Genomic DNA, 25,616 nt, shown 5'->3' with positions numbered 1-25,616 from the left:
AGTGGTTTGCTAGGCTTCTCAAGTTAATTTGGGCTTTTAAATGTCACAGTGACGACTTTGTCTGAAATTTCCGCTCCACTTTTGACACTTTGTTTCACAGCATACCCTTGTCCATCTGTTTCTATATGCACACCGGAAATCGAAGCATATTGAAGGACTTCTCTTCTGGACCAGCCTGTCATATCAGGCATCTTAATGGTTTTCCCTGATGTTTTCAAGAAGACTTTCTGGCTTTCAGAGAATTCAGAGCCCGCACTCGGCCACTGGCGTTTAATGGAGAGACCGTCGCCGATGACAACAGGCGCTAAGTTTTTGTTTTTGGCTTCTGTTTCTGCCTGTTTCACTTCTAAATCAAGGAATGAAGGCATCGTTTCTTGTTTCACTTTTTGTTCGACTGATTTTTTATCGTCTGTTTTTGTTGGTGCAATATTTAAATATAGCAGACTATTTTTCATCACAGGGTTAAAGATTTGAGAAACTGGGGCAGAGCCTGTTTCTGTGTCAGACAGCTGCGGCTGCTGGACAGCCACATAAACGAGCAGCTTCGGATCATCTTTTGGCGCCATTCCCATAAATGAAAAGACGTAATCGTTTCTTCCTTGGAGGTAACCGCCGGCACCGCCAATTTGGCCCGTTCCTGTTTTCCCAGCAACGTCGAATCCTTTGATTTGATAAGGCTGACCTGTTCCAATTTTTGAGGAAACAACCTCACCTAAAATGTCACGAACTTGCTTCGCTGTATTAGATGAAATCGGTTTTCCTGCTGCTGTTGGTTCGTGCTGCAAAATCGTTTTGTCTGTGTTCGGGTCTGTAATATGGTCAATGACATATGGCTTCATCATTGTTCCGCCGTTTGCTATCGCTGTAGCTGCTTCGATTTGTTGAATCGGTGTGATGGCTGACGCTTGACCATAAGCTGTAGATGCTTTGTCATATTCGTATCTATAATTGATTTTGCTAGACGCTTCGTTCGGCAAGTCAATCCCCGTTTTGTCATAGAAATGGAACTTCTGCAAATATTGTTCATATCGCGTGAAGCCTAGTTTTTCTTTTGCCAGCTTTGCAAAGGCCACGTTTGATGAGCGGAGAACACCTTGATGAAAGTCAATTTTCCCCCAGCCATTTCCGTTGTTATGGTCTCTCACAAGGCCGCCGCCTACTTTATAAGTGCCAGATTGATATTTATCATTGCCTTGGTAGACCCCTTCTTGGATCGCCGCAGCGAGGGTAAAGATCTTCATCGTTGAACCTGGTTCAAACGCATATGAAATGACATCATTGTTATAATTCGTAATGTCTAGTTCATTTAAATTAAAGCTTGGCCGCTGCCCCATCGCGAGAACCTTTCCAGTTTTCGGATCAACGACTGTGGCAATGATTTTCTTCGGCTTATACTTTTTGGCAACCTGCGTCATACTTTCTTCAAGAAACGCTTGAATTTTCTGATCGATGGTCAGCGTGACATTTTTTCCATCTTTCGGGGCGACAATGTCTTCTTTACTATTCGGCAAGGCCCATCCGCTTCTGTCACTGTTATATGTCACATAGCCGTCTTTTTCTTTTAAATATTTGTTCAGTGCCTTCTCAAGTCCCATTGCACCTGACATGTCCTTTGTCGCCTCATCTAATCTGGCATAACCGATCAGGTTAGAAGCAAACATGCCGTTTGGATAATAACGCTTCGTGTCTTTTTCAAATGCGATCCCTGGAAGCTTTAGCTTTTCAATTTTTTCCTTCGTTGAAAAACTAATATCCTTCCCCGCTTTACCAAACTCAACTTGGAATGCATCTTTTGTATTGAGACGCTTTAAAATTTCGCTTTCACTCATATCGATGACTTTTGAGAGCTCTTTTGCCGTCTTTTCTTTATCGACGACATGCATTGGATGCTTAGGGTCCACTGTCATTTTCTTACTCATGACCGCAATGAGCTTATACACAGATGTATCCTCAGCAATCACATTTCCATTCCGGTCTAAAATAGACCCTCTTTTGGCTTCAAGTGTTTTCTTCGATTGATATTGTTCATTTGCCTTGGCGGCTAATACTTGTCCATCAACCGTTCCTGTAATCTGAATATAGATAAAACGTGCTAGGATGATAAAGAAAAACAGGGCGAAGCAAATACTTGCAATTGCCGCGCCTCTGTTCATCATTTTATTCTTTTTAGGCATCGCCATGTTAATCGACCTTCTTAACATCTTTCGATATACTTAAGCCTGCTTTTTTCGCCGCATCAATGATTCTTTCTGGTTCACTCAGCAAGTCTTTTTCCTTTTGAAGCTCAGTGATCTTCTTCGATTCTAAAGATACTTGCTGTTCTAGCTTCTGCACTTCGATATTGGCGTGATAGACAGCAAAGGCTTTAGAAATGATGAGAATGGAGCTGCACATAAGAGCCATGACAAACATGACAAGTAAGATTTTTTCACCAAGTGTGATAGAACCTCTTCTTTTAATGACAACCGATTGGCCTTGCTGCTCTGTTTGATGTTGCTTCACTTCTCTTTGATAAGCCAAATTACTCATAAGAAACCTCCTTTTTATCATCATCTATGGTGTCGTTTTACTTTTTTTCTGCAATTCGGAGCTTTGCTGAACGGGCACGGTTGTTATGTTCCAGCTCTTGTTCTGATGCAACGATCGGTTTTCTCGTGATCAGCTTCAGCTTTGGTTCAAGTCCTTCTGGAATCACTGGTAGTCCGTGCGGAAGTTCTGGAAGAGAAGACATTTCTCTAAATGTACTTTTACAAATCCGGTCTTCAAGTGAATGGAATGTAATGACAGAAATTCTCCCCTTCGGATTGAGTAACTCTATTGCTTGTTCTAGTGCTTCTTCAAATACTTTCAATTCATCATTTACGGCAATTCGGATCGCTTGAAATACTCTTTTCGCTGGATGTCCGCCAGTTCGTCTTGCAGGTGCCGGAATTCCTTCTTTGATAATGTCGACAAGCTCACCCGTTGTTTCAATTGGCGCTTTTTTTCTTGCTTCTTCAATTTTGCGTGCGATTTGCTTGCTGAATTTTTCTTCCCCATATTTGTAGAAAATCCGAACTAGATCTTCAAATGGCCATTCATTCACCACTTGTTTTGCCGACAATGAGGCTGATTGATCCATTCGCATGTCAAGAGGTGCATCATGGTGATAACTAAAGCCTCTCTCTGGTGTGTCGAGCTGAGGAGATGAAACCCCGAGGTCAAAAATCACACCGTCTACGCTTGTAATACCTTGTTCATTCAGACGTTCTTTTAAATATCGGAAGTTGCTTTTTATGAAAAGAATGTTCGCTTTAGAATCCGCGAGCTTCTCCCTTGCATGATCCAGTGCAGCATCGTCTTGGTCAAATCCAATCAATGTTCCTTTTTCTGTTAATTGAGATAGTAAATATGAGCTATGACCTGCTCCGCCTAGCGTGCAGTCCACATATGTACCGTCTTCTTTTACGTTTAAACCGTCAACTGTTTCTTTTAATAATACTGTCTCATGTTGAAACATGATGTTATGGTCCCACCTTTTTCAAATAGAAATGAATGTGTAGAAAGCTTGCTGCACAAGGGATTATTATATATCAAATCCAATCATGTTTTCAGCAATTTCAGCAAAAGAATCTTCTTGCTCTTCTGTATATTTTTCCCATATCGACTTACTCCACAACTCAATTCGATTTGAAACGCCGATGACCACACATTCTTTTTCGAGTTTTGCATATTGGAGTAGGTTTGATGCGATGTTAATACGCCCCTGCTTGTCCAGATCGCATTCGACTGCGCCAGAGAAGAAGAACCGGGTAAACGCACGTGCATCTTTTTTCGTTAGCGGTAGTGCTTTGAGTTTCTCTTCGATTAGTTTCCACTCACTCATAGGGTAGCCAAATAAACATTGATCAAGCCCTCTCGTCAGCACAAACTGTTCTCCGAGACCGTCTCTAAATTTAGCAGGGATGATCATGCGCCCTTTTGTATCAATCGTATGCTGGTATTCACCCATGAACATGATAATCAGAGCCCCACTTTCTCACCCTTACTCTCCACTATCCACCACTTCTCTCCACAAAACTTATTCTACACTGTTTCTACATAAAAAAAAACCCTGAACTAGTCAGGGTTCATTAAAACTTTATTTCAAAGTTTGACAATTTGTTGCTTGTTTTGAAATGAAAATGGCAGATTTTTGAACGTTTTGAAGAATTCTGGTCCATATTTGTTTAAAAAATACATGATATTCCAAATTCTTTCCTGCGGGGCGTCCAATGGTTTTAAACTATTTTCAATTCGTTCAAAGTCCCGAAGGATATATCCTTCCTTCTCTTCCACTCGCTGCGCCACCTTTTGATAAACAAATTGAAGCTGGTCTTCGATAAATTTGGCATTTTTATCTAGCAACTGATCGAAGTTTGGTTCAATCTCCAGTGCTTCTTGTCTCATCACGCCATGAGCATTCGCTAATTCACGTTTTGCCTGATGAACCGCTTGAACAAAGCTGTCTGGAAGACTTTGCTGAAAGTGCGTTTCTTTCTTTTCTTTTACTCCGCTTGTCAGCACTTCTTCTACCGACAGTTCTCTAACCGGCAGTTTCTTGTTAATGTGCCTTTCAAGAATGGTCACATGCAGTCTTGGAAGAACAGGCGCCATCTTCAATTTAAAATGCTCAAAGATTCCTTTCAGTTCTCCCCAATAGTTAACCTCACCGTGTCCTGCCATAAAAGCAAGTGTTGGGAGAAGGGTTTCCTGCATCAAGGGACGCGTCACCACATTATTGCTAAATCGTTCTGGGTGCTCCTCGACTTCATGCAGAAGCTCTTCCTTTGTCCATGTAAGCCCCACTTCTGATATAGAAAACCGGCCGTTCTCTTTTTCAATCAGGAAACGTTCCTCATCATATTCGTAAAATAGGTTTGCCTGATTGTCACCAGCTTCAATGATCGGCTGATATCCTGCTCGCTTCATGGCAGCCTGCGTGTCTTTTAAGCGAGTAGTGACTGCATCATTTGTCTCGACAATGTGCTTGAATAACGCACGCTCAAGTGGTTTGACACCTAAGTCGCCTGAATTAAATAAAAGCAGCCCATCTTCTTCAAAGAGGTCGCATACAATCCATTCAAAGAAATCAGTAAACGTTTGTGATTTGCGTAAACATCGAAGAAGCTGATCAAGCAAGTCATTGGTATACGCAGATTCTTCATACGTTGAAAACACATCGCGGAGCCATTTCTCGGTTTTTTCTTGATCAAGCGGGATTCTTTTCGCAGCCGCTTTTTTGACGTTATGTAATGGCAGCTTTTGTTTCACTGGACCTTTTTCGCCAGACGTGTACACAAAATTAATTTCATCTACGTCATGATCCTCACCGGCTACCCAAAAGACCGGAATCACTGGGACCCCAAGCTCTGTTTCTTTTTCTTTTGCAAACTGAATGATGGATATGATTTTATGTATGGTATAAAGCGGTCCTGTTAATAAACCAGCCTGCTGTCCTCCAACCACCATGACACTCCGTTCATCACGGATCTTTTCAATGTTCTGACGCATCGCTGCCGATTCAAACTTTGCATGGTATGCGCTCATATAATCCGCTAAAGCCTCGCGCGGGAAGCTCATTTCCATGAGATCGTCGTATCTCTTTTTCCATGTGTGCTCAGAATGTATATCATAATCAAAAAAAGTCATCATCTCTTTTTTTTCTTCTATATAATCACGTATGAATAAATTCTGACTTCGGATGGAAAGTTCAGTCAATTGCATGTTTAGAACTTCCTTTCTTCAATAAATAGTTAGTTTCCCGAAAAAAGTATAGCATGTAAATGAGCTCACTCAAAAGATTTTGTTTGCTTTTTTTCCAATACTTCCAAGCTTCGATAAAAGAAAGTGAGATGTGGCGCCAGAATCTCTTGAGATTGAGCCTTTTTTAAAAGATAGCCAACAATGGCTTTTCTTTCGGTTTGACGGCCTTTCACAATATCTTGAAGCATAGACGACTGATTAGCAGCCGTTTTCTCACAAATAGAGATAACATAAGGCCAGAGCCGCTCCTTTTCAGACAAGCCCAAGATGGATACCGCTTCTTCAAATGCACATTTCATCATATATTCATATGAGGGGTTTGCGATCAATTCCCCGTTTCTCACATGCAGCAAAGCCGTCAGTGGGTTAATACAGACATTGACAAGCAGTTTTTCCTTCAGCACCTTTTGCCATTCATCCGTATAGATCATCTGAAAATGAGATGATGTCTCATTCAATGCATTTTTTACATCAGATACTTCTTCATGCTGAAATGCTCCCCACTTGATGACACCGATACCTGTATGGTTCACTGCATGATCTGACATCTTCATAGCCCCGTGCTCTACCACACCTATATATAATGAATGTGCCGTTTTCCAATTCTCCAAATCTAATAAGTGAGCCATTCCGTTCTGTAAAAATAAGATACGCTGACGAGGTAATAACGATAATTCATCGAGCACATCTTGCAAATGATGATATTTCACCGTCACGATAAGTAAATCAAATACTCCTGTTATTCCTGTCTGCGCATGAACAGCCGCCTGATATGTTTCTCCTTTTACTGTTCGCTGAATGCCTAATGCTCGAATCTCTTCTGCCTGCTCTTTTCTTCTTGTAAAGACCGTGATGTCATGATGCTGTGATAAATAACTAGCACAAAGCAGACCAATCGCACCGCCACCAATGATTCCAATGTTCAACTGCCGCACTTCCCTTTTTCATTTACTTCATCATATCAACTATTTTAACAGGTTCATGTCGTGATGCAAAAAGCAGATGGCGTGCTATGATTGAATTTTTTTAATTTAAAAACTATAATAATAAGTGTAAAAACTTTTTGAGGCGGATGGGATGAAAACGCCTTCAATGACATCACTGTCGACATTATGTGTGTAAGGGGGAAGATCATATGGCACAAGTAAAACGACTTCTAATTAATTACAAAACTTTAGAGGAATTTAAACAATTTAAGGAATACGGCATACAAGAGCTATCCATGCTTGAAGACCTTGAAAGCAATATGATTGAAAATGACAGCAACTCTCCATTTTACGGGATTTATTTTGGAGATAAGCTAGTGGCACGTATGAGTCTTTATCAAGTGGACGGCTCAACGACAACGTATTTTAACCACAATCATGATTATTTAGAGCTGTGGAAGCTGGAGGTGCTTCCTGGGTATCAGCGCAAAGGGTACGGCGAAGCACTGGTTGAATTCGCCAAATCGTTTGGATTGCCAATTCGGACCAATCCGCGCGTCAAATCAGCCGGTTTTTGGGATAAAATGGGCTTTGAAGCAGTAAAATATGATATGGAGCGCGACAAGGGTGAAAATCCACTCATCTGGGAGCCCGCACATATTCAAAAAAATACAGGTGAATCCGCTTAAAGGCTGATAACAAAACGCCCCTCCTTTCTCTGTGAGGGGCGTCTCTTTATTTAGCATATTCTTTTAAGCTGATATTCTGTTTGACTCTTTCAACAATACCTATAAGTGCCCGGTAATCTTCTTCTGTCATTTTTAATTGCCGCTTTAAGTGTTCATTTTCTTCTGTAAGTGACTTCAATTGATGCTGCGCATCTGCCAGTTCCTCACGTAAATAAGCAGGTCCATCTGGTTCTTTTTCAAGCTGCTCTAAAAACTGAATCACTTCTCGAAGGGTCAATTCAGCCTGATTTGAAGATGTCTTCTCTTCTATGGTTAACGCATGCTGTGGTAAACCAGAGGAATGGATACCGATTTTTTTACGCAGTTCTTTCCGCTGTTTTTTCGCCAGCTCTATGCCTGCCTGATATTGTTTTCTGACATATGAGTTCCACCTGAAACCACATGCTGCAGCTGTTCTTGACAATGCTTTCCCGACTTCCTCAAATGCGGAAAGCTGCGTTCCTCCATCTCGAATGTGCCTTAAGACGACTTCTGCTAAAAGTAAATCTTCATCTTGTGTCCATGCGTCCTGCCTTGTAATCGTCAATTGATCATCCCCCCTGAATCTGAATACCACATCATATGCGCCTACTAGAGTAGATAGACTATTTGCAGGAGAGAAACCTAAAAAATAGACAAATAAAAAAACGCAAGGGAAGATTCCCTCACGTTTTTTTATCAAGCATTAGTTGCTTTTTACGTCTTTGCCTTTGTATGTTCCGCAAGATTTGCAGACACGATGAGAAATTTTCATTTCACCGCATTCTGGGCAAGCTACCATACCAGGTACTTGTAGTTTGAAATGCGTACGACGCAATCTTTTTTTCATTTTAGAAGTTCTTCTAAAAGGTACAGCCATTATTCCCACCTCCTTAAAGAGTTAAGATTCATTATTTTCTTCTAAGAGCTTCTTCAAGCCTTCCAGACGCGGATCAATTCGGTTTTGATGTGCATCTTCCGAAATGACCGCCCAGTCATTTCCTTCTTGTGGTGCAGCACCTTTTACGTCCGTTTGGTCGCAAAAGATTTGCATCGGCACTTCAAGAAGAATTTCTTCCTTGACTATAGGCGTTAAGTCGATGATGTCGTCTTCTACAACAGAAACGTCTTCATCTTCTATATCGTCTGTCTTATGAAGTACAAATAGTTCTTTCGTTGAAATCGCAAATGGATAATTTACATCAACAAGCGTTCTTGAACAAGGCAATGTCATTTCACCTGTGATGGTTAAATCAAATGCGACTTGCTTTGATTCGATCACTCCAGTCCCTTTCACCTCTACTGGTGAAATACGACGTATATCTGAATGAAGGCTAGTAAGTTCATTTAAGTCAACCGTCTCATGAAAATCGAAGCTGTTTTTAGCTTTTTGATGTAACTGATAAACTGTCCATTTCAATTGTATCACCTCTAAGAGCAACAAACATGATTATAGCTTTCATCATGTTATTTGTCAATATTTTTTCTTTACAGTCCTTTGTGATGCCAGAGGGTTGTTTGACATCAGTTCTCGGAATGCCTACACTGAAAAAAATGGGCTTCATTTTTCCCTTATGCTACTGTAGCATAGACCATTTAACCATAGCAAGAAAGGCGGAACATCTATTGAAAGCAACAGGAGTCGTTGTCGAGTATAATCCATTTCATTATGGACATGCCTATCATGTTCGTCAGGCGAAAACACATACCTCCTCAGATGTTGCCATTGCCGTCATGAGCGGTTCCTTCCTCCAGCGCGGTGAGCCTGCCATCGTCTCAAAATGGGCACGGACAAAAATGGCACTGCAAAACGGTGTAGACATTGTGTGTGAGCTTCCATACATATACGCAGTGCAAAAGGCAGAAACCTTTGCAAATGGTGCTGTGGCGATTCTAGATGCTTTAAAATGCCGCTCCCTTTTTTTCGGCAGCGAGGATGGTGACATCAAAGCATTTGAGCGAACGGCTCATGCTTGGCATGAGAAAAAAGAAGACATTGACCTTTTCACAAAAGAAAAGGTGAAAGAAGGCCTTAGTTATCCAGCAGCTGCTGCAGCTGCGTTTCATGAGGTGATTGATCCTAAACAGTTACTGGATTTGTCTAGGCCCAATAACATTTTAGGTTTCCATTATGTCAAAGCCATCTTGGAGAGATCCCCTCATATGCAGCCCTTTACCTCTCAAAGGATTTCATCTGGTTATCATGATGAAGACCTTCCTAAAAATCAGAAAATCGCAAGCGCAACAAGTATACGAAAAGCCTTAAAAGATCACGGTACATTTGAAACAGTCGCCCCTTATCTCCCAGAAGCTACGCTCAAGCAATTACATGACTATCATTCTTCTTATGGTCTTTTACATACACAAGAAGCCTACTTTAGCTTCTTAAAACAAGTCTTTCACACAATGGATACGGCAGAATTAGAAGGCATCTATGAAATCGAAGAAGGCATCGAACACCGCATGCAAAAGGCGATTACACATGCGTCCTCCTACGAGGAATATCTATCTCTTGTGAAAACAAAACGATATACGTGGACGAGGCTGCAGCGGATGAATACACATCTCTTAATGAGGGTGAAAAAGAGTGCCATGCATGAGCTGCTGAAAGAGAAAAAAGCGCCTTACATTCGTTTACTTGGTATGTCAAAGAAAGGGCAGCAATACTTATCCCTCGTGAAAAAAGAATTGAACGTGCCGCTCGTCAGCAGGCTGTCTGCCTTTTCACATCCCGCACTTGACCTTGATATTCGCGCGTCCCGCGTCTTCAGCCTGCCCGTTAGTGAGCCAATGCAAACGGACTTAACGGAAGCGGAGTTTAAAACCTCACCGATCCGATATGATGAAGAGACTGGTCTCTTCCAGTCTTAGCAAAAAGAGCTAAAATGGTTTTCATTTTAGCTCTTTGTCTTCTTTTCAGCGTGATAGAAAACCTTTGAAGTCTAGGAAGGACGAGTACTGGCGCAGAGCGAATTTGACATTCGTGAGCACCAGCGCGCAGGACTGCGGGCGAATGCGAGGGTTTGTCTACATGCTGAGAGCAGCCTTGATGAAGGCTGCTCTTCTTTGATTAAGATGCTTTCTCTTTTAATTTGTTTAAATAGTTCAGGGCATCTTGTATTGTATCTACAGGCACAATTTTCATATCACTTTTAATATCTTTCGCTGTTTTGACAGCATTTCGGTAGTCTGAATTTGGATCACCTTTATCGTTTGGTGCAAAGAATATATCTTTTCCGGCTTTATCTGCCGCCACGACCTTTTGATCGATTCCGCCAATTGGACCAACCGTTCCATCCGCGTCAATCGTTCCCGTTCCCGCAATCGCATAACCATGTGTTTCGTCTTCTTTTGTCAGCTGGTTATAAATCTCAAGTGACATCATAAGACCTGCTGATGGGCCGCCGATATTTTCAATATCCACCTTAATGGAAGGCGAGACTTTCACATTTCGGTCTGTAAATAATGATACGCCAATTCCAACTCGATTCGGCTCTTCTTTAAATGGTTTTAACGTCACTTTCTCCGTCATGTCTTTGCCATTTCGTTCAAGGCCAAAACGGACAGATGTACCTGCTTTTTGACTGCTGATATACGAAACCATTTTATCAGCAGACTCATAGGTCTTGCCATCAACGCTTTTGATTCGGTCACCCACTTCAATTTTTCCGTAAGCAGGCATTCCTTTCATCACGTAGCTTGCATATACACCGTTAAACGTATAATTTACTTTTTTTCCTGCTTTTGTATACGCTGCAATCATGGCATTTTCTTGAGAGCTTTTCATCAGCTGAAGCTGCCTTTTCATATAATCTTCATCCGACTCCCCGTCCGCTTTAATATTTTCTTCCGGGACGATCTCGTCATATTTATTCATTTTCGCAAGCAAATACGTATACGGATTGGCTGGACCTACTTTTATCGTCATAAGAGAGAAGCTGCCCTTCTCGCCATATCCGCCGTCTACTTGAATGTGGGGAGCAATCTCGGTTGCATCACCCGGCTTTGTCACGTAATATGGCAGTTTGACAAAGGTTAAGCCAAATAGTACAAGGATAACGACAAAAAAGCTGAGCCAGCGAATATTTAATTTTTTCATTCGATTAACACTCCCATTTATCAATGACATCTTTCAGTTTACCTGTTAGTTGATCTGCGGCGAGCTCACCTGCTTCAATCATCTCCTGCACCTGTGTAAATGCACTCGAGCTAAATGTTTCAAGCCTCGGCCGGATCATGACATCAGCGTGAATGGTTTGATGACGGACCAGTTCATTTTGAAGGATGTCCAAACTTTGCATAATCACATCCGATAACCTCGTCGCCTTTTCTGTTTTTTTCACCCTTGATACATCAGAGGCGATAATGAGGTCTGCGCCCATTTCTTTTAAAACAGACACTGGAATGCGGTCAACAACCGCTCCATCCACTAGCTGTCTGCCGCCCATTTCATGAGGAACAAACACACCCGGAATGCTGATGCTTGCTCTGACTGCTTGTGAAACAGACCCTTTTTTAAACACGACCTTCTCCCCTGTCTCGAGATCACAAGCAACCACCGCAAGGGGCATTCTTAATTCTTCGAATTTCTTCCCATATGTAAACGTGTGAATCAGCTGCAAAATTCGATTCCCTTTTAAAAGACCGATTTTTGGCAGTGTATAGTCAGCATAATACTTTCTTCTGAAGACAAGTGCAAGTTTTTTCATTTTTTCTACGTCTTGTCCTGCCGCATAAAAGCTCCCAACAAGTGCGCCAATACTGCTGCCAGCGATCATATCTACCTGAATTCCTTGTTTCTCAAGACTAGATAAAACTCCGATATGCGCCATTCCCCTCGCACCCCCGGAGCCTAACGCAAGCCCGATGACTGGTCGCCTCATGAAAATCCACCCTCCTCTTTTCTATGCATATATACGAATCTATTGGTCTAAACATGCCCCTTCTGCTCGTATAGTAATAGAAGACAGGCTCGGCTAGTGTCTTTCTTTTTTTTGATCACGAGCTCGCCAATAGATCATAACGGCAAGGGGCGAAATCTCCATGAAAAAATGGAACACTCTGTTCATCGCTGCTTTTTTTATCTTTTTAACAGCCACTGTGATTTCACATCCACAAGCCTCTTTGCAAGCGTCTAAAAATGGACTTGCAATGTGGTGGGAGGTTGTATTTCCATCATTGCTACCTTTTTTTATTTTGTCCGAGCTATTAATTAGTTTCGGGATTGTCAGATTTGTCGGGGTATTATTAGAGCCGTTTATGCGCCCCATCTTTCGAGTGCCTGGTGTAGGCGGATTTGTCCTAGCGATGGGAATGGCATCAGGCTTTCCTTCTGGTGCGAAATTAACCACAAGACTCAGGCAGGAAGGACAGCTGACGCGAATCGAAGCAGAGCGCCTCGTTTCTTTTACAAATTCATCGAATCCATTGTTTATTTTCGGTGCGGTGGCTGTTGGTTTTTTTCATCATCCAGCTTTAGGGATTGTTTTGGCCTGCGCACATTATTTAGGGAATCTCGCTGTTGGTGTGACGATGCGGGGATATAAAGCGCGGCATGATGCACATCTGAGAAGACACAAGCGATTTTTATTCCCACCGTTTAAAGAGGCATTCAACGCACTTCATACAGCAAGACTCGCAGAGAAAAGACCGCTCGGCCAAATTTTAAGTGATGCGGTGATGTCATCAGTCCAAACACTTTTTATGATTGGCGGCTTTATTATCTTATTTTCTGTGTTTAGCAAAATGCTGTCAGTTGTTCATGTGACAGATCTATTATCCATAGGGATCGGATCTATGCTGCAAACGATGCATCTTCCGCCAGAATTAGACCTTGCGATGATTGCCGGTTTATTCGAAATCACATTAGGCAGCCAGCTGACAGGGTCACAGGAAGTCAGCCTTCTCGCTAAAACGATTGTCGTCAGCTTTATTTTAGGATTCAGCGGGTTGTCTGTTCAAGCTCAGGTCGCCGGCATTTTGGCGGCAACAGATATACGCTTTAAACCGTTTTTCTTCGCTCGTTTGCTCCACGGGGTTTATGCAGCTGTTTTTGCCTTTTTATTATTCAAGCCTCTTTATGTCTCTCGATCTGACATGGCTCTCCCAGCAGGTGCCTTTGAAGCAAGCCAGCAGGTTGTCATGTACAGCAGCGTGCTTTGGAATCAGCTTGTGACAGCTGGCCCTTTGATCACGCTATGCAGCTTGATCTTGTATATCGCGCTATACTATCAGAAATTAAAAAAAGGATGAGTGCACGGTGCACTCATCCTTTAAATTTTTCCTTCAGCGCTGCTTCTACCTCTTTTGGGACAAGACCTTTGACTGATCCATGATATTTCGCTACTTCTTTGACAATACTTGAGCTTAAGAAGGAATATTGATTATTGGTCATCATGAAAAACGTTTCAATTTCATCGTTTAACACTTTATTCATTGATGTGCCTTGCATTTCATATTCAAAGTCCGTCACAGCTCTTAATCCGCGTAAAATAACTTTGGCTTCTTTTTGTTTCGCATAATCTATAAGCAGACCGTGAAAGGATTCAACTTTGATATTTGGCAGATCCTTCGTCGCCTGGCGAATGAGCTCACACCGTTCTTCAACGGTAAATAACGGTTGTTTGGATGAGTTATTTAGTACACATACATACACTTCATCAAAGATTTTTGCACCTCTTTTGATGATATCCAAATGGCCCAATGTGACTGGATCGAAGCTACCCGGACAAACGGCTATGTTTCCCATGCTTTAATTTCCCCGCTTTCTATAGATCGTAATACCAGTCAACCCGTACAGTCCCTGTCTTGAAATGTAAAGCTGTCCAGCTTCCTCTGGCAGTGTGACGTCCTTATCATGCTCACACACGATCACGCCGTCATCTGTTAATAAGGCATGCTCGTCAATCATTTCAAGAAGTGCTTTCAGCTGTTGATCTTTATAAGGCGGATCAAGAAAGATTGCTTGAAAGGATTCCTCTCGTTTTACAACGGCTGCGAGTGCACGCTTTGCCTCATTTCGAAACACTTCACTTTGATCCATCAGCGCCAATTGATTGAGGTTTCCTTTTATCGTTTGAATCGCCTTCATATCTCGATCAACGAATATGCAATGACCGAAACCTCTGGAAAGCGCTTCAATTCCTAAACCACCGCTTCCCGCAAATAAATCAAGGGCCCATCCGCCATCAAAATACGGACCGATCATATTAAATATCGATTCTTTTACTTTATCTGTTGTCGGTCTTGTTGATTGACCTGGTACCGCTTTAAGTGTGCGGCCTTTTCTCGTTCCAGAGATGACTCTCATTTTTCCACCACTTTTTCTGCTTGCTTCTATTGTTTATGACAAAAAATCCAACATTATCTTACCACAACACTCCGCAGGGAACAATGCGCGGACTTTCATTCATTTTCTATGTATAGATCAAGGAAAACGGGGTCATACTACTTATAACAGCATCTGATGTGGTGCTGTTGCCAACCGCGGAGAAGACTTACGTTTCCCCATAAGTTCTTCCTCCGGTTTCTCCTCTCCCTTTGCCTTCTCCTTAATGAATCATTAAGAATAGAAGGACCCCGCGGGTGATGCCGCGGGGGTTTTTTTGTGTCTTTAAAAGCCCACCTTATAATCATACTCTTTTGCTTTGTCCAATTTGGATTCGTACTCTAATTTAATAAAAGGTTTATATGAAGGCTCAACACGCTTCACAAATGGCAATGAGCTGAGCTTAGCCATATGGCGCTCGAGATCATTCATATCACAATAGATCACTGCATATTTCATTTTCCTTGAAATATAGTGAACATTTCCAAATTTTCTTAGCGCCTTTGACTGCTTTAACGAATGCAGCCAAACGACCATCCCTTGACGTTTGGTTTCCATCTTTTCACCTGCCGCTTTTTCAATTCTTTTCAGTCATTATGTAAAAGACGAGACATTCAAGTCTCGTCAAGATACTTTACAGCCACAGCTGCCACCAGATCCACAGCCACCGCCGCATGATGATAGACCATCAAAATATGGGTTCCCTGTTGGAACTTTGATATATGCTGATACAGCTTGACCGATTTCAATACTAATCTCATCTAAGATGGATTGAATCGCTGTTTCTGCTTTTTTGAAATCAACCACTGTATCGTGAAGATCTAACTTTCTTTTGACCTCACGCATTTCCTTTGAGATCGTTCTATAGTCCGGATGGTATTTGCCGAACCGCTGCACATCCTCATATTGCTCTTTTACTTTTGTAAAATGGGCAATAATTTGTTGGGCTTCTTCGTCTTGCTGGAGACGCTTAAAGCAGTTGCGGTAATGTTCAGCCTCCTCCGACTGAAGAATCATGGCAGCCAATTGATTCGCTTCCTCTTGGAGCTCCACAGATTCGATTGTCGCATACATAAATGTTGCACCTCCAATTCATAGTTTACCACGAAACCTATGGATCAGAAAATGCTTTTACGTGACAAATACATCCCATGTTTCTCTTTTCTGCTTATATTCTGGATGACGGGAATTGAGCACAACGGTCATTTTATGCTTTCCTTTTGAAAGATGCTTGACCACAAATGCAGCAGTATACTCATTGCCTGCACGTTTCCCGTCTACATACACTGTAAAATATCCCGTCTTCTCATTCTTTTTTAGACGCGAAGGCTCAAGATGAAAATCTTGAAGTGTACTTTCTATATAAACAGAAGACCCCTGCACTTTGTATTTTAAAAAGCCTTGCTGCTTCATTTCGCTTTCGGCTTGCTGCATCACTGGTACAGCTGGATCTTGCTTCATGACTTGCTTCTCTTCATGTTGACTTTGGCACCCGGTGACAAGAAAGAGCAATGCGCATATTGACAGCATCCATTTCATCATCTGATTCTCCTTTCATCTACTTTTATAGGATGCTCAGGAAATAGACATCTTAATCAACTCAAAAAAGCCTCACCCGGCTCCATTTTGATTGCGCATTGCTTGGAACATTTGTATCATCATTTCAGCCATTTGGACACTGTTGCTCAACTGACTCACACGATGAGGAATGGTTTTTTCGTAAAAATTCATTTTATCTAATTCAAAGGACGATAGCTTTTCAGGATGTCGAGTCAGCTGTCTGTACCAGAGAGGACGCTGTCTGATGAATTTGATTCGATCCTCTTCGGCCATGACAAACTCCTGTACTTCTTTCCGCACCAAAAGCATCCCCTTTCAATTAATCTTTCCTGAAGGAGAATGGGTGCTGACTGCCTCCAGATGAACCTTTTTTTGAGCCATTTGATGAAAATTGTCCGAGTAAGCTTTGTAAAGAGGAAATAGACTGGCTCATTTTGTTGATTTGTTCATTCATTTGATCAGCGTCCATTTTTTTCACAGCAGAAACCATTTTAGACATAAAATCTGCTTTTCCCGATTCACTTGGCTTAGAGGCTTTTTCTTCTTTACCGTCTTCAGATTGCGTTTTCCGGTAAGGAGACCACATCTCATCTTCCTCACCAAACATGACCCAATTTTCGTATACACTTTGCCAGCTTTTTTCTTGCGTTTGCACTTCTTGAATTAACTTCGGATGGCGTCTGACGAATTGTTTAAATTCATCAATGGATGTTTGTTTTTGTTTGTTTGTCATATCCTCACCCCCCATACAAATGCCTACTATACTATATACACCAATAGCGATTTTGGTGAGCCTCTTTTTCAATTAAAAAAGCAGCTGCGATTGTGCAGCTGCTTTCAGTTAAGATGTTTTCTTGATGAAGTTTTGGGTGTAGTATTTTTCTTTCACACCTACGCCAAGATGTGTGTAATCTTTATTTAATAACGCCTTCCTGTGACCTTCACTATTGAGCCAGCCCTCTACCGCTGCAGGTCCATCTACATAGTTATAGGCAATGTTTTCACCTGCGAGCTGAAATGCCACCTCTCCTCTTTCTAACCGGTCTTTCAGTGTACCGTATTTTTTAGAATCATGGGAGAAATAACGATTCTCTCTCATATCCTCACTATGCATGAATGCCACTTCAGAGGTTTCATCATCCCACTTTAAGGTCGGCAGTTTGTACTTATGACGGATAATATTGGTCATATCAAAAATTTGTTTTTGACTGGAAGCTTCGATGTCTTTCCATTTTTCACCCGATATTGCCTCTGGTTCTATCAATTGACCACGATAGACTACTTCATACGGCTTTTGCTTCACAAATGTATCTGCGTTAAACGCCCTGATACTTGAAAGGGTGCTTTCAAACTTATCCATGTAAAGCTGAACATACACATCATCGCCCACTTTCACGGTGGGTCTTGTATTCATATCATCTTCTGAGAATTCAAAGCGGTATGAATTTTGTTCATCCTCTACATGAATGTAAGGTGCAATTTGTGTTTTTTTAAATACCTCACTTGTGGCTTGACCGATTTTAAACGGTTCGACATTGAGCCCGTCTCCTGTTGCAAACAGGGTCACCACTTTACTATCCTTTACCCCTACTTGAATATAGTGCTTCTTCGATTGGTTGTATATCCACCAGTCATAATCATATGCGGAAGGATCAATGCGATCTGGTTCACCCAGCTGTTTAAGCACTTCGTTTGAAGATTTCCCCATAAAGGACATGAGCCCCTTTTTCGGGATGTTGATCGGCTTATCGCTAGATGTTTGTTCATTAGACACCTTCGGTTCATTGCTGTTTTCTTTTTCTGGTGAAGATCCATATTGAATAAACAGAACGTACGTTCCAGATATAATCAGGAGGATGAGGAGTGTTTTAAGCACAGTTTTCAAATAAACACCTCCGTTAAATTGGCAAGGTACAAAAAGTACCTTCTACTGTCATTTAAACAAAACTTGCTCTATTTATCAACGACAATACAGCCTATTTAACACGAATTTAAAATATGCCCCACTTAATGAAGAAATCCTTGCCCGTGATCTTGATCCTGTTGAGAGATTTCTGTGAGTGCATCACCCGCGCGATCATTTGATAAATCTTCGACGGATAAATCTCCAAGAGCGACAATCCCTGTTAATGCGCCATTTTTTACAACAGGAATGCGGCGGAGCTGGTGCTCTGACATCAGCCGGACAATTTCTTCAAGCGTTGCATCTTCTTCTGCTGTCAGTACTTCTTTCGTCATCAGCGAACCCACTTCCTGTGAGTTTGGCTTTTTTTCTGCTATGCCTCTGAGTACAAGGTCACGGTCTGTCACTATGCCAACGAGCTGATCTCCGTTAACCACCGGAATGGCCCCAATGTCCGCGTCTCTCATTTTGACTGCCGCTACATACGTATTGTCGTCTTGCTGGCATGTCACTACTTTTTTTGTCATAATATCTTTGATTTTTTTCGTTTTCACATTGATTCCTCCATCCGTAATTTTCTTTATTACTGTAACCAGGTTATAAAAGAACATACCTTTCACAGTTGAAAGTTTAACGCTTTCATACTATGATTGTCAGTAAAGGGAATTTTTATAAGGAGGGGTTTTGGGTGAAATTTGAAGGTATGGGGATTGAAAAGGTAGCAGCTGATTTAAATAAATTAGATTTCATCATGGAAAGTGAAGGATTTGTACGAGCCGATCAATGGGATTATGAGCGTGTGACGTACGACAGAAAGTATAACATGGTCGAGGGAACCTTTTATTTACGGATTTCCGGCTACGCCACCGAAGGAGATGTTGGTTCCAAAAAAGCACACATACAGCTTCTAACACCTTTACTCGGAAAACATTATTATCCGCACGGTGTTGAATACGGTGAAGGCGAAGATTTCCCTAAGTCTCTCATCCAATCAAGCAAGAAAACGCTTGAACAGCTGAAAGAAAAACTAGAAGCAATGACTGCTGAAGCATAAACGAAAGCACAGCCATACGGCTGTGCTCAGCGTGTAGACAAACCCTCGCATTCGGTGTCAGTCCTGTGCGCCGATGCTCACGAATATTAAATTCGCTCCGCTTCGGTGCTCGTCCTTCCTAGAGTGCAAAGGTTTTCTATCACGCTGAAAAGAAGACAAAGCACAGCCATACGGCTGTGCTTTTTTCATTCATATTTCGGAATCAGCGCATCTGGTACGGCATCTTTCGCTCTTTCTTTTCTTGCCCAGTCAAAGAACACAACAGCAAGGATCGAGCCGTACACAATCTCTTGAATAATTTTCATCAAAATCGCGCCTAGCTGCTGGTCCTCTAGCAGCGGCAAGGTATGGAACATTTCAGGACCTGTGAGCGCAAGACCTGCCAGCATATCACTTGGCACGCATAGATGCAGTGCCTGTATCCAAGCGCCAGCATCAGAATAGGTTGCATAGATCGGTGCCTCACTAAACATGATGAGAGCACACGCAGGAGTCATCAATATCCCATCTGCCATGATATAACCAAGCTTTAAAATGCCTGTAATCTGCGGCTGACTTTGGACTTTATGAACGAGCGGCCACCACATGAAAAAGGCAGCGATAAAAATGACCACCGTCATCAACGCATGATAAAACGGATCTGTTTTCACAAAATCAAACACAAGCGGAATGTGATACATCGAAAACAAGCCGTTAAACCCAAGCAATGCAATTAAAGGCTTGGAAAACAAACGAAAAATCTGCTGAATGCCTGGCGTTTGTATGATCCGCTCCCAAATGGCCGCAGGTAATCCTGTAATAAGGAGAGGCGGAATGACTAAATAGAGCACCGCCATTTGCGCCATATGTGCACTAAACATAATATGCCCCATTAAATCAATTGGGCTTCCTTTTACGGCGTATAACAGAACAAGCCCCGTCAGAAACAACGTTTTCTCTTTCACCGTCGCACGATGCTTCCCCTTTGTCACAAGAAGCAGATAAAGAGCAGCTGCTATGACAACACTAGTCAAATAGTAAGGGCTCCATAATGCCCGAAATCCGAATATTTCTAAGTTCTCCATTGCTGCGCCTCCTTCAAGGAAAAGCGGGCTTACCACCAAATAATGGTCAAAAAGGCTAATACGGTAATAAACGCGACAAACACACCTGAGTAAAGAAACAATGCGGGTGTTTCATGCCCTTTTTGGTTCATGTGCATAAAATAATAAAGCTGAAAAGCGACCTGAATGACTGCAAGCAGTAAAATAAATGGTACTGCGAACCAGTTCCCAACGTCTTCAGAAGCGATTGTTAAAAAAGCAACAAAGGTTAATCCAATCATCAAGCCGAAAGAAATGAGCTGATGCTTCATTTCTTCGGCATTTTTCTTTTTACGGTATACAAGATCGACTTTAGACTGATTTGTGTTTTTATTTCCCATTCTTATCCCACCATTCCCATTAAATATACAACGGTAAAGATGAAGACCCACACAACATCAATGAAGTGCCAATACAGACTTGCCACATAATATTTCGGCGCATTGTATAAATCGAGTCCGCGTCTCATATTTCGAATCATAAGAGCGGTAATCCAGCAAAGTCCGAAGGCGACGTGAGCCCCGTGAGTTCCTACAAGTGTATAGAAGGAAGAACCAAGAGCTGAGCTGGTAATTGTAAATTCATACGCATGCACATAATGATAGAACTCATAAATCTCAACCCCTAGAAATGAAGCACCTAATAGCACAGTCACGCCAAGCCAAAGCTGCATCTTTTTAAAGGCAAAGTTTTTCATATGATACATTGCATACACACTCGTTAAACTGCTCGTCAAAAGAAGCATCGTGGCAATAAAGACAAGTGTGAGATCAAACATATCAGTTGTTTTTGCTCCGCCTGCATTAGAGTTTTTCAGCGCCAAATACGTGGCAAAGAGCGATGCAAACAGAACGGTTTCTCCCCCAAGAAACAACCAGAACCCGACGAACTTATTCTTTCCTTCTAACGTAGCTTTCTCAGGAGAAGCCGGAAAGGTTTCTGCTGTCATTTTTTGTGGTTCCATTATGCTTTCACCCCTTTATCATCGTCATCGGTCAAATCTTCTTTGTGAATATGGTACCCATGATCATCTTTAAGAGAGCGAACCAGCATGGTCGCAAAGGTAATGCCAAGACCAATGAAAATCACTGGAAGTCCCCAGCTGTGCTCTTGACGATACATGAAGCCAAATGCTGACACAAATAGACCGAATGAGATAATGACAGGTAAGATGGAATTATTCGGCATGTGAATATCATCGAGCGGTTCAGATGCTGTCATTCCTGTTTTACCATCCATTTTTTCAATCCATAATGGATCTAGTCCTCTGACAAGCGGAAGCTGTTTAAAGTTATATTCTGGCGGAGGTGAAGACACTGCCCATTCAAGCGTTCTTCCGTCTCCCCAAGGATCGCCCGATACACGCTCCCCTTTTGCTGTAGTCCAGATGATGTTAATCAGCATGATGACAACAGCTACAAACATAAACAGTGCCCCAATCGTACTGATCAAGTTCCCAAGGTCTAGCCCCTGACCTGGCAGGAATGTAAAGACTCGGCGCGGCATGCCCCAAAGACCGAGAAAATGCTGGATGAAGAAGGTTAAATGGAAACCGATGAAAAACAGCACAAAGCCAATTTTCCCAAGCTTCTCATTTAGTATTTTTCCAAACATCTTCGGCCACCAGTAATGCACACCTGCTAAAATACCGAATACGACCCCGCCGATAATGACGTAGTGGAAATGCGCCACGACAAAGTACGTATCATGGAACTGATAATCTGCTGCAGCTGCTGCAAGCATGACTCCGGTTACCCCGCCAAGTAAAAACGACGGAATGAAGGCAACGGAATACAGCATCGGCGTTGTAAACTTCACATTACCACCCCATATGGTGAGCAGCCAGTTGAATACTTTAATTCCTGTAGGCACCGCAATCGCCATCGTGGCTACAGCAAAGATCGCATTGGCAATCGGACCAAGTCCTGTTGTGAACATGTGATGCGCCCACACCATGAATCCAAGGAAACCAATTAATACAGTAGCGAACACCATGGACGAATAGCCAAACAACCTTTTCCTCGCAAACACTGGAATGATTTCAGAGAATATTCCGAATGCTGGCAGGATTAAAATATATACTTCTGGGTGTCCGAAAATCCAGAACAAATGCTCCCAGATGATTGTATTTCCACCGAGCTCTGGATTGAAAAAGCTCGTATCAAACATTCTATCAAGCATCAGCATCGCAAGCCCTGCTGTAAGCGGCGGGAATGCGAATAAAATCAGTGCTGAGGCGACAAATGTCGTCCAAGTAAAGAGCGGCATTCTCATATACGTCATACCAGGCGTTCTCATATTAATAATCGTTGCAAGAAAGTTGATCCCAGCAATCAGCGTACCAATACCCGCTATCTGCAAACCTAAAATATAGAAATCCATGCCATGCCCTTCTGAATTCAGCGTGAGCGAAGCGTATGCAGTCCAGCCTGCATCAGGAGATCCTCCCATAAACCATCCAAGGTTTAAGAAAATTCCTCCGAAAAAGAACAGCCAAAAACCAAGTGAATTCACAAACGGAAACGCTACGTCACGTGCACCAATTTGAATGGGTACAACCGCATTCATTAATGCAAATAAAAGCGGCATTGCGGCAAGGAAAATCATCGTTGTTCCATGCATCGTCATGACTTCATTGTAAAATCCTGCACTGACAAAATCATTTTCAGGGATGGCTAGCTGAATACGGATAATCATCGCTTCCAGGCCGCCAATTAAAAAGAAAAATCCCCCTGCCACTAAATATAGTACGGCAATTTTTTTGTGGTCAACCGTCGTCAAGTAATCCCATAAGACAGCGCCAAACCCCCGCTTTTTAGCTATTGTACTCACCATGAAATCCCCCTCTTATCTCCCATTTGCCCCTTTTCATATAGATGTCTATCTTAACTTTACACAGACTGTGTCTGACAGATGGCTACTTCTCGGTTGTAGAGACATATTCGGGAGCTCTTAACAAAAACTTCACATCGATCACTTACCTTATTGCACATTTGCATTAGAAATTACTCGATTTTAAGTCCTTTTAAATACTCATAAAGTGCATCTGCTTCTGAGTCATTTAATTTAGGGTACGTCCCTGTCATTTTATTCCCTGGTTTAAAGCTCTCTGGATCTTTCAGCCATGCTTTCACATTTTCTTTGTTCATGTCTTTGATTCCAGCTACTTTCGTTCGCTCTCCGAAGGTCGCAAGGTTTGGTGCTGTCCTTGCCGCTTCCGGCCGTTCGTCCCCAGGCTCTACTGCGTGACAGCTCAAGCAGTTTTTCTCTTTAAATAATTTTTCACCTTCTAGGGCGAGATCTTTTGTGGATGTAGGCTTCTTGTAATCAGCCATTTTTTTCGTCCATCCTAAAAACTCATCTTGAGAAAGCGTTTTAACTTTAAAGTCCATTAAAGCATGCGAGGGACCGCAAAGCTCAGCACATTTCCCGTAAAAATATTCTCCAGCATCTTTCGTTCGTTTTGAATCAAAGGTTAAATAAAACTTGTTTTCATTTTCTGTGTTTGTATCAATTTTACCGCCAGCCGATGGAACCCAGAAAGAGTGTTTCACATCGGATGCTTTCAGCTTAAAGTACACCTTTTGATCTGTCGGTACAATCAATTCCTGACTTGTGACAATCCCATAATCAGGGTATTCGAATTCCCACCAATATAAACTGGCTCTGACATTGACGACAAGTGTCTTTTCAGGATCTCGTTTTTTCTTATCCATAGCGCTTGTATCCCCAAGCTCAAGCGTGTATGCCACAACAGGCACAACGAGAATAATGAGGAGAAGAATCGGAATCGCTGTCCACGTAATTTCTAGGTTACGGTTCCCTTCCACCTGCTTTGGAATCGTATCTTCTCCCACTTTAGAACGTTTGAATTTAATGATGACGTAAAAGAAAATGATCGATACAACAATGACGACAAGAACCATAATGAGTGTACTCAGTACCGTTAGGAAAAACTGTTTATCTGCTACTTCCCCAACTGGTTTGAGCGTTGATAAGTATGGTTCACCACAGCCCGCCAAAACGAGCGTCAGTAAGAGAAACAGTGAATAAACACGCCATTTTCTTATCATAATTTGTCCCAACCCCTTTTGCTTGATCTCCTTTGCCTTTCGCTTTTTACCTCTTATTTATAAAATCACTTTTCACCCATCCATAACCCCCGCCTCTTATAAAAGCACTTACATTTCCTCTTTTCATAAAAAAATGATGTTTTTACTCAAAATACCATCTATGTATAAACAGAAAGCCGCCTAAATAGAACTGAATATCAGGCGGCTTTCATAGTTGTTAGAAAATGTTGTGTTATAAGATATAGCCATTGTTTTGATGTGATCAAAGTGTATTTTACTCTAGAATAGTGTAATAATAATCATCGCGACGAAAAAGATGGTCAAGTAGTTTAATGAATAAACGAACATGAGCGTTGACCACTTCATGACGTCTTTCATTTTAAAGCCCATAAGGCCAATAACGAGCCATCCAATATTCAGCAATGTACCAAGTGCGACAATCGGCCATCCTAATCCACCTAAGAAAAATGGAAGTGGAAGAAGACATGCTGTCCAAATGATGATTTGGCGTTTCGTGACTTCAAAGCCATAAACGACTGGCAGCATTGGAATACCTGCCTTACGGTAATCTTCCGTTTTTTTAATTGCAAGTGACAGGAAGTGCGGGATTTGCCAAATGAACATAATCATAAACAAAACCCAAGCCGTTGTGTCGATTGTACCTGTGACGGCTGTCCAGCCGATTAATGGCGGCACCGCACCAGATACACTTCCAATAACTGTATTGATGGTGTAATGACGTTTAGACCACATGGTGTAAAGAACCGCATAAATAAAGACTCCGATAAATCCAATCACTGCTGATGTTATGGTTGTCATCAGAAGCATGATGAGCCCAAGTACAACAAGCAAAATACCAAATGCATACGCTTGCCCCGGCTGAATCTTACCTGTAACCGTCGGTCTTGTTTTTGTTCTTTCCATTAATATATCAATATCACGGTCAAACGCATTATTAATGGCGCATGAACCGGCAATAATAAGAGAAGAACCAATCATTGTTAACAGCACAATATCAAGATTCCCAAGGAAACTCATACCTGTAAAATAAAAAGCAAGCCACATTCCAGTAAATGTTGTAATGAAGTTGGAATTGACGATGCCCATTTTAATCAGAGCAAGAAAATCTTTCCAAGCTGTTGTTTCTTCTATTTGTCCATGAATAGCTGCTTCCGCGGCTGTTTTGGAATTTGCCAATGT

At 41.9% G+C, this 25,616-nt stretch carries 30 protein-coding genes; 4 read left to right on the top strand and 26 right to left on the bottom strand.

The features are described 5' to 3' along the window. Positions 1-23: 23 nt before the first annotated feature. The 6 genes from C6W21_RS02850 to C6W21_RS02825 form a co-directional block, all read right to left on the bottom strand. Entirely contained in the window at positions 24-2,174 is a 2,151-nt protein-coding gene (locus C6W21_RS02850) for a penicillin-binding protein (protein ID WP_223249550.1), read from the bottom strand. Between the two features lie 7 nt (positions 2,175-2,181). Then, the gene (ftsL, locus tag C6W21_RS02845) at positions 2,182-2,529 is read right to left on the bottom strand and encodes a cell division protein FtsL (protein ID WP_106049241.1); all 348 of its coding nucleotides are present in this window, start codon (positions 2,527-2,529) and stop codon (positions 2,182-2,184) included. A gap of 37 nt (positions 2,530-2,566) precedes the next feature. Further along, on the bottom strand, positions 2,567-3,499 hold the full coding sequence (gene rsmH / locus C6W21_RS02840) for a 16S rRNA (cytosine(1402)-N(4))-methyltransferase RsmH (protein ID WP_106049240.1): 933 nt from the start codon (positions 3,497-3,499) through the stop codon (positions 2,567-2,569). Positions 3,500-3,565: 66 nt separating this feature from the next. Further along, positions 3,566-3,997 (bottom strand): division/cell wall cluster transcriptional repressor MraZ, encoded by a 432-nt coding sequence (gene mraZ, locus C6W21_RS02835; RefSeq protein ID WP_106049239.1) that lies wholly within the window; start codon positions 3,995-3,997, stop codon positions 3,566-3,568. A gap of 128 nt (positions 3,998-4,125) precedes the next feature. After that, positions 4,126-5,745: a bacillithiol biosynthesis cysteine-adding enzyme BshC gene (gene bshC / locus C6W21_RS02830; protein ID WP_106055899.1), complete on the bottom strand. Its 1,620-nt coding sequence runs from the start codon at positions 5,743-5,745 to the stop codon at positions 4,126-4,128. A 65-nt stretch (positions 5,746-5,810) separates the two neighbouring features. After that, complete coding sequence (locus C6W21_RS02825) at positions 5,811-6,710, bottom strand: 2-dehydropantoate 2-reductase (protein WP_106055898.1); 900 nt, start codon at positions 6,708-6,710, stop codon at positions 5,811-5,813. A gap of 209 nt (positions 6,711-6,919) precedes the next feature. On the opposite strand from C6W21_RS02825, the gene C6W21_RS02820 reads away from it, so the two are divergent. Further along, positions 6,920-7,399: an N-acetyltransferase gene (locus C6W21_RS02820; RefSeq protein ID WP_003211702.1), complete on the top strand. Its 480-nt coding sequence runs from the start codon at positions 6,920-6,922 to the stop codon at positions 7,397-7,399. A 46-nt stretch (positions 7,400-7,445) separates the two neighbouring features. Here C6W21_RS02820 and gerR read toward each other — a convergent pair whose 3' ends face one another. From gerR to C6W21_RS02805, 3 genes are all read right to left on the bottom strand, one after another. Continuing rightward, a complete protein-coding gene (gerR, locus tag C6W21_RS02815) occupies positions 7,446-7,985 on the bottom strand; it encodes a sporulation-specific transcriptional regulator GerR (protein WP_106049236.1) in 540 nt (179 codons plus the stop codon). A 138-nt stretch (positions 7,986-8,123) separates the two neighbouring features. Beyond that, positions 8,124-8,297, bottom strand: a complete 174-nt coding sequence (rpmF, locus tag C6W21_RS02810) for a 50S ribosomal protein L32 (protein WP_008354700.1) — start codon at positions 8,295-8,297, stop codon at positions 8,124-8,126. Between the two features lie 21 nt (positions 8,298-8,318). Beyond that, positions 8,319-8,837, bottom strand: a complete 519-nt coding sequence (locus tag C6W21_RS02805; protein WP_019743276.1) for a YceD family protein — start codon at positions 8,835-8,837, stop codon at positions 8,319-8,321. Between the two features lie 206 nt (positions 8,838-9,043). Here C6W21_RS02805 and C6W21_RS02800 point away from each other — a divergent pair, with 206 nt between their 5' ends. After that, the gene (locus tag C6W21_RS02800) at positions 9,044-10,288 is read left to right on the top strand and encodes a nucleotidyltransferase (protein ID WP_189318136.1); all 1,245 of its coding nucleotides are present in this window, start codon (positions 9,044-9,046) and stop codon (positions 10,286-10,288) included. Between the two features lie 199 nt (positions 10,289-10,487). On the opposite strand, the gene C6W21_RS02790 is transcribed toward C6W21_RS02800, so the two are convergent. Beyond that, positions 10,488-11,516, bottom strand: coding sequence for a SepM family pheromone-processing serine protease (locus tag C6W21_RS02790; RefSeq protein ID WP_106049234.1), 1,029 nt, complete (start codon positions 11,514-11,516; stop codon positions 10,488-10,490). A 4-nt stretch (positions 11,517-11,520) separates the two neighbouring features. Continuing rightward, on the bottom strand, positions 11,521-12,300 hold the full coding sequence (locus tag C6W21_RS02785) for a patatin-like phospholipase family protein (RefSeq protein ID WP_106049233.1): 780 nt from the start codon (positions 12,298-12,300) through the stop codon (positions 11,521-11,523). A 160-nt stretch (positions 12,301-12,460) separates the two neighbouring features. Between C6W21_RS02785 and ylbJ the strand changes: the two genes are divergently transcribed. Next, complete coding sequence (gene ylbJ, locus C6W21_RS02780) at positions 12,461-13,669, top strand: sporulation integral membrane protein YlbJ (RefSeq protein ID WP_106055897.1); 1,209 nt, start codon at positions 12,461-12,463, stop codon at positions 13,667-13,669. Positions 13,670-13,682: 13 nt separating this feature from the next. Here the strand turns inward: ylbJ and coaD are convergent, their stop codons facing one another. The 9 genes from coaD to C6W21_RS02735 form a co-directional block, all read right to left on the bottom strand. Next, entirely contained in the window at positions 13,683-14,165 is a 483-nt protein-coding gene (gene coaD / locus C6W21_RS02775; RefSeq protein ID WP_106049231.1) for a pantetheine-phosphate adenylyltransferase, read from the bottom strand. A 3-nt stretch (positions 14,166-14,168) separates the two neighbouring features. Continuing rightward, positions 14,169-14,726, bottom strand: coding sequence for a 16S rRNA (guanine(966)-N(2))-methyltransferase RsmD (gene rsmD, locus C6W21_RS02770; protein ID WP_106055896.1), 558 nt, complete (start codon positions 14,724-14,726; stop codon positions 14,169-14,171). Positions 14,727-15,029: 303 nt separating this feature from the next. Continuing rightward, complete coding sequence (locus C6W21_RS02765; protein ID WP_003212137.1) at positions 15,030-15,302, bottom strand: YlbG family protein; 273 nt, start codon at positions 15,300-15,302, stop codon at positions 15,030-15,032. Between the two features lie 66 nt (positions 15,303-15,368). Next, complete coding sequence (gene ricF, locus C6W21_RS02760; protein ID WP_007499807.1) at positions 15,369-15,818, bottom strand: regulatory iron-sulfur-containing complex subunit RicF; 450 nt, start codon at positions 15,816-15,818, stop codon at positions 15,369-15,371. 57 nt (positions 15,819-15,875) lie between these two features. After that, complete coding sequence (locus tag C6W21_RS02755) at positions 15,876-16,283, bottom strand: hypothetical protein (RefSeq protein ID WP_106049229.1); 408 nt, start codon at positions 16,281-16,283, stop codon at positions 15,876-15,878. 72 nt (positions 16,284-16,355) lie between these two features. Then, positions 16,356-16,604, bottom strand: a complete 249-nt coding sequence (locus C6W21_RS02750; protein WP_034318044.1) for a YlbE-like family protein — start codon at positions 16,602-16,604, stop codon at positions 16,356-16,358. 19 nt (positions 16,605-16,623) lie between these two features. Then, on the bottom strand, positions 16,624-17,037 hold the full coding sequence (locus C6W21_RS02745) for a YlbD family protein (protein ID WP_106049228.1): 414 nt from the start codon (positions 17,035-17,037) through the stop codon (positions 16,624-16,626). A gap of 108 nt (positions 17,038-17,145) precedes the next feature. Continuing rightward, positions 17,146-18,189 carry a CAP domain-containing protein gene (locus C6W21_RS02740; protein WP_106049227.1) on the bottom strand — a complete coding sequence of 348 codons (1,044 nt, stop codon included), beginning with the start codon at positions 18,187-18,189 and terminating at the stop codon, positions 17,146-17,148. Between the two features lie 122 nt (positions 18,190-18,311). Beyond that, positions 18,312-18,734 carry a CBS domain-containing protein gene (locus C6W21_RS02735; RefSeq protein WP_223249549.1) on the bottom strand — a complete coding sequence of 141 codons (423 nt, stop codon included), beginning with the start codon at positions 18,732-18,734 and terminating at the stop codon, positions 18,312-18,314. A gap of 161 nt (positions 18,735-18,895) precedes the next feature. Between C6W21_RS02735 and C6W21_RS02730 the strand changes: the two genes are divergently transcribed. After that, positions 18,896-19,261, top strand: coding sequence for a YugN family protein (locus tag C6W21_RS02730; protein ID WP_106049225.1), 366 nt, complete (start codon positions 18,896-18,898; stop codon positions 19,259-19,261). Between the two features lie 185 nt (positions 19,262-19,446). Here the strand turns inward: C6W21_RS02730 and ctaG are convergent, their stop codons facing one another. The 6 genes from ctaG to cyoE all read right to left on the bottom strand — a co-directional run bounded on the left by ctaG (position 19,447) and on the right by cyoE (position 25,613). Continuing rightward, on the bottom strand, positions 19,447-20,325 hold the full coding sequence (gene ctaG / locus C6W21_RS02725) for a cytochrome c oxidase assembly factor CtaG (protein ID WP_106049224.1): 879 nt from the start codon (positions 20,323-20,325) through the stop codon (positions 19,447-19,449). A gap of 29 nt (positions 20,326-20,354) precedes the next feature. Next, complete coding sequence (gene ctaF / locus C6W21_RS02720; protein ID WP_003211520.1) at positions 20,355-20,684, bottom strand: cytochrome c oxidase subunit IVB; 330 nt, start codon at positions 20,682-20,684, stop codon at positions 20,355-20,357. 2 nt (positions 20,685-20,686) lie between these two features. Further along, the gene (gene ctaE, locus C6W21_RS02715; protein ID WP_034662610.1) at positions 20,687-21,307 is read right to left on the bottom strand and encodes a cytochrome c oxidase subunit III; all 621 of its coding nucleotides are present in this window, start codon (positions 21,305-21,307) and stop codon (positions 20,687-20,689) included. Beyond that, positions 21,307-23,178, bottom strand: a complete 1,872-nt coding sequence (gene ctaD, locus C6W21_RS02710) for a cytochrome c oxidase subunit I (RefSeq protein WP_106036764.1) — start codon at positions 23,176-23,178, stop codon at positions 21,307-21,309. The genes ctaE and ctaD overlap by 1 nt, the downstream gene beginning before the upstream one ends. A gap of 170 nt (positions 23,179-23,348) precedes the next feature. Next, positions 23,349-24,416 (bottom strand): cytochrome c oxidase subunit II, encoded by a 1,068-nt coding sequence (coxB, locus tag C6W21_RS02705; RefSeq protein WP_106049223.1) that lies wholly within the window; start codon positions 24,414-24,416, stop codon positions 23,349-23,351. Between the two features lie 279 nt (positions 24,417-24,695). After that, positions 24,696-25,613 carry a heme o synthase gene (gene cyoE, locus C6W21_RS02700; RefSeq protein WP_106049222.1) on the bottom strand — a complete coding sequence of 306 codons (918 nt, stop codon included), beginning with the start codon at positions 25,611-25,613 and terminating at the stop codon, positions 24,696-24,698. Positions 25,614-25,616 lie beyond the last annotated feature (3 nt).

Origin of the sequence: Bacillus sp. NMCN1 (assembly GCF_002998085.1) — a bacterium.
Lineage (GTDB): Bacteria > Bacillota > Bacilli > Bacillales > Bacillaceae > Bacillus.
This window is presented reverse-complemented; position numbering and strand designations above follow the sequence as displayed.

Excerpts from the sequence above, each read along its gene's own strand:
- C6W21_RS02850 (WP_223249550.1), bottom strand. The coding sequence starts at position 2,174 with ATGCCTAAAAAGAATAAAATGATGAACAGAGGCGCGGCAATTGCAAGT.
- ftsL (WP_106049241.1), bottom strand. The coding sequence starts at position 2,529 with ATGAGTAATTTGGCTTATCAAAGAGAAGTGAAGCAACATCAAACAGAG.
- rsmH (WP_106049240.1), bottom strand. The coding sequence starts at position 3,499 with ATGTTTCAACATGAGACAGTATTATTAAAAGAAACAGTTGACGGTTTA.
- mraZ (WP_106049239.1), bottom strand. The coding sequence starts at position 3,997 with ATGTTCATGGGTGAATACCAGCATACGATTGATACAAAAGGGCGCATG.
- bshC (WP_106055899.1), bottom strand. The coding sequence starts at position 5,745 with ATGCAATTGACTGAACTTTCCATCCGAAGTCAGAATTTATTCATACGT.
- C6W21_RS02820 (WP_003211702.1), top strand. The coding sequence starts at position 6,920 with ATGGCACAAGTAAAACGACTTCTAATTAATTACAAAACTTTAGAGGAA.
- rpmF (WP_008354700.1), bottom strand. The coding sequence starts at position 8,297 with ATGGCTGTACCTTTTAGAAGAACTTCTAAAATGAAAAAAAGATTGCGT.
- C6W21_RS02790 (WP_106049234.1), bottom strand. The coding sequence starts at position 11,516 with ATGAAAAAATTAAATATTCGCTGGCTCAGCTTTTTTGTCGTTATCCTT.
- C6W21_RS02785 (WP_106049233.1), bottom strand. The coding sequence starts at position 12,300 with ATGAGGCGACCAGTCATCGGGCTTGCGTTAGGCTCCGGGGGTGCGAGG.
- ylbJ (WP_106055897.1), top strand. The coding sequence starts at position 12,461 with ATGAAAAAATGGAACACTCTGTTCATCGCTGCTTTTTTTATCTTTTTA.
- coaD (WP_106049231.1), bottom strand. The coding sequence starts at position 14,165 with ATGGGAAACATAGCCGTTTGTCCGGGTAGCTTCGATCCAGTCACATTG.
- rsmD (WP_106055896.1), bottom strand. The coding sequence starts at position 14,726 with ATGAGAGTCATCTCTGGAACGAGAAAAGGCCGCACACTTAAAGCGGTA.
- C6W21_RS02765 (WP_003212137.1), bottom strand. The coding sequence starts at position 15,302 with ATGGAAACCAAACGTCAAGGGATGGTCGTTTGGCTGCATTCGTTAAAG.
- ricF (WP_007499807.1), bottom strand. The coding sequence starts at position 15,818 with ATGTATGCGACAATCGAATCTGTGGAGCTCCAAGAGGAAGCGAATCAA.
- C6W21_RS02755 (WP_106049229.1), bottom strand. The coding sequence starts at position 16,283 with ATGAAATGGATGCTGTCAATATGCGCATTGCTCTTTCTTGTCACCGGG.
- C6W21_RS02745 (WP_106049228.1), bottom strand. The coding sequence starts at position 17,037 with ATGACAAACAAACAAAAACAAACATCCATTGATGAATTTAAACAATTC.
- C6W21_RS02735 (WP_223249549.1), bottom strand. The coding sequence starts at position 18,734 with ATGACAAAAAAAGTAGTGACATGCCAGCAAGACGACAATACGTATGTA.
- ctaG (WP_106049224.1), bottom strand. The coding sequence starts at position 20,325 with ATGGAGAACTTAGAAATATTCGGATTTCGGGCATTATGGAGCCCTTAC.
- ctaF (WP_003211520.1), bottom strand. The coding sequence starts at position 20,684 with ATGGGAAATAAAAACACAAATCAGTCTAAAGTCGATCTTGTATACCGT.
- ctaE (WP_034662610.1), bottom strand. The coding sequence starts at position 21,307 with ATGGAACCACAAAAAATGACAGCAGAAACCTTTCCGGCTTCTCCTGAG.
- ctaD (WP_106036764.1), bottom strand. The coding sequence starts at position 23,178 with ATGGTGAGTACAATAGCTAAAAAGCGGGGGTTTGGCGCTGTCTTATGG.
- coxB (WP_106049223.1), bottom strand. The coding sequence starts at position 24,416 with ATGATAAGAAAATGGCGTGTTTATTCACTGTTTCTCTTACTGACGCTC.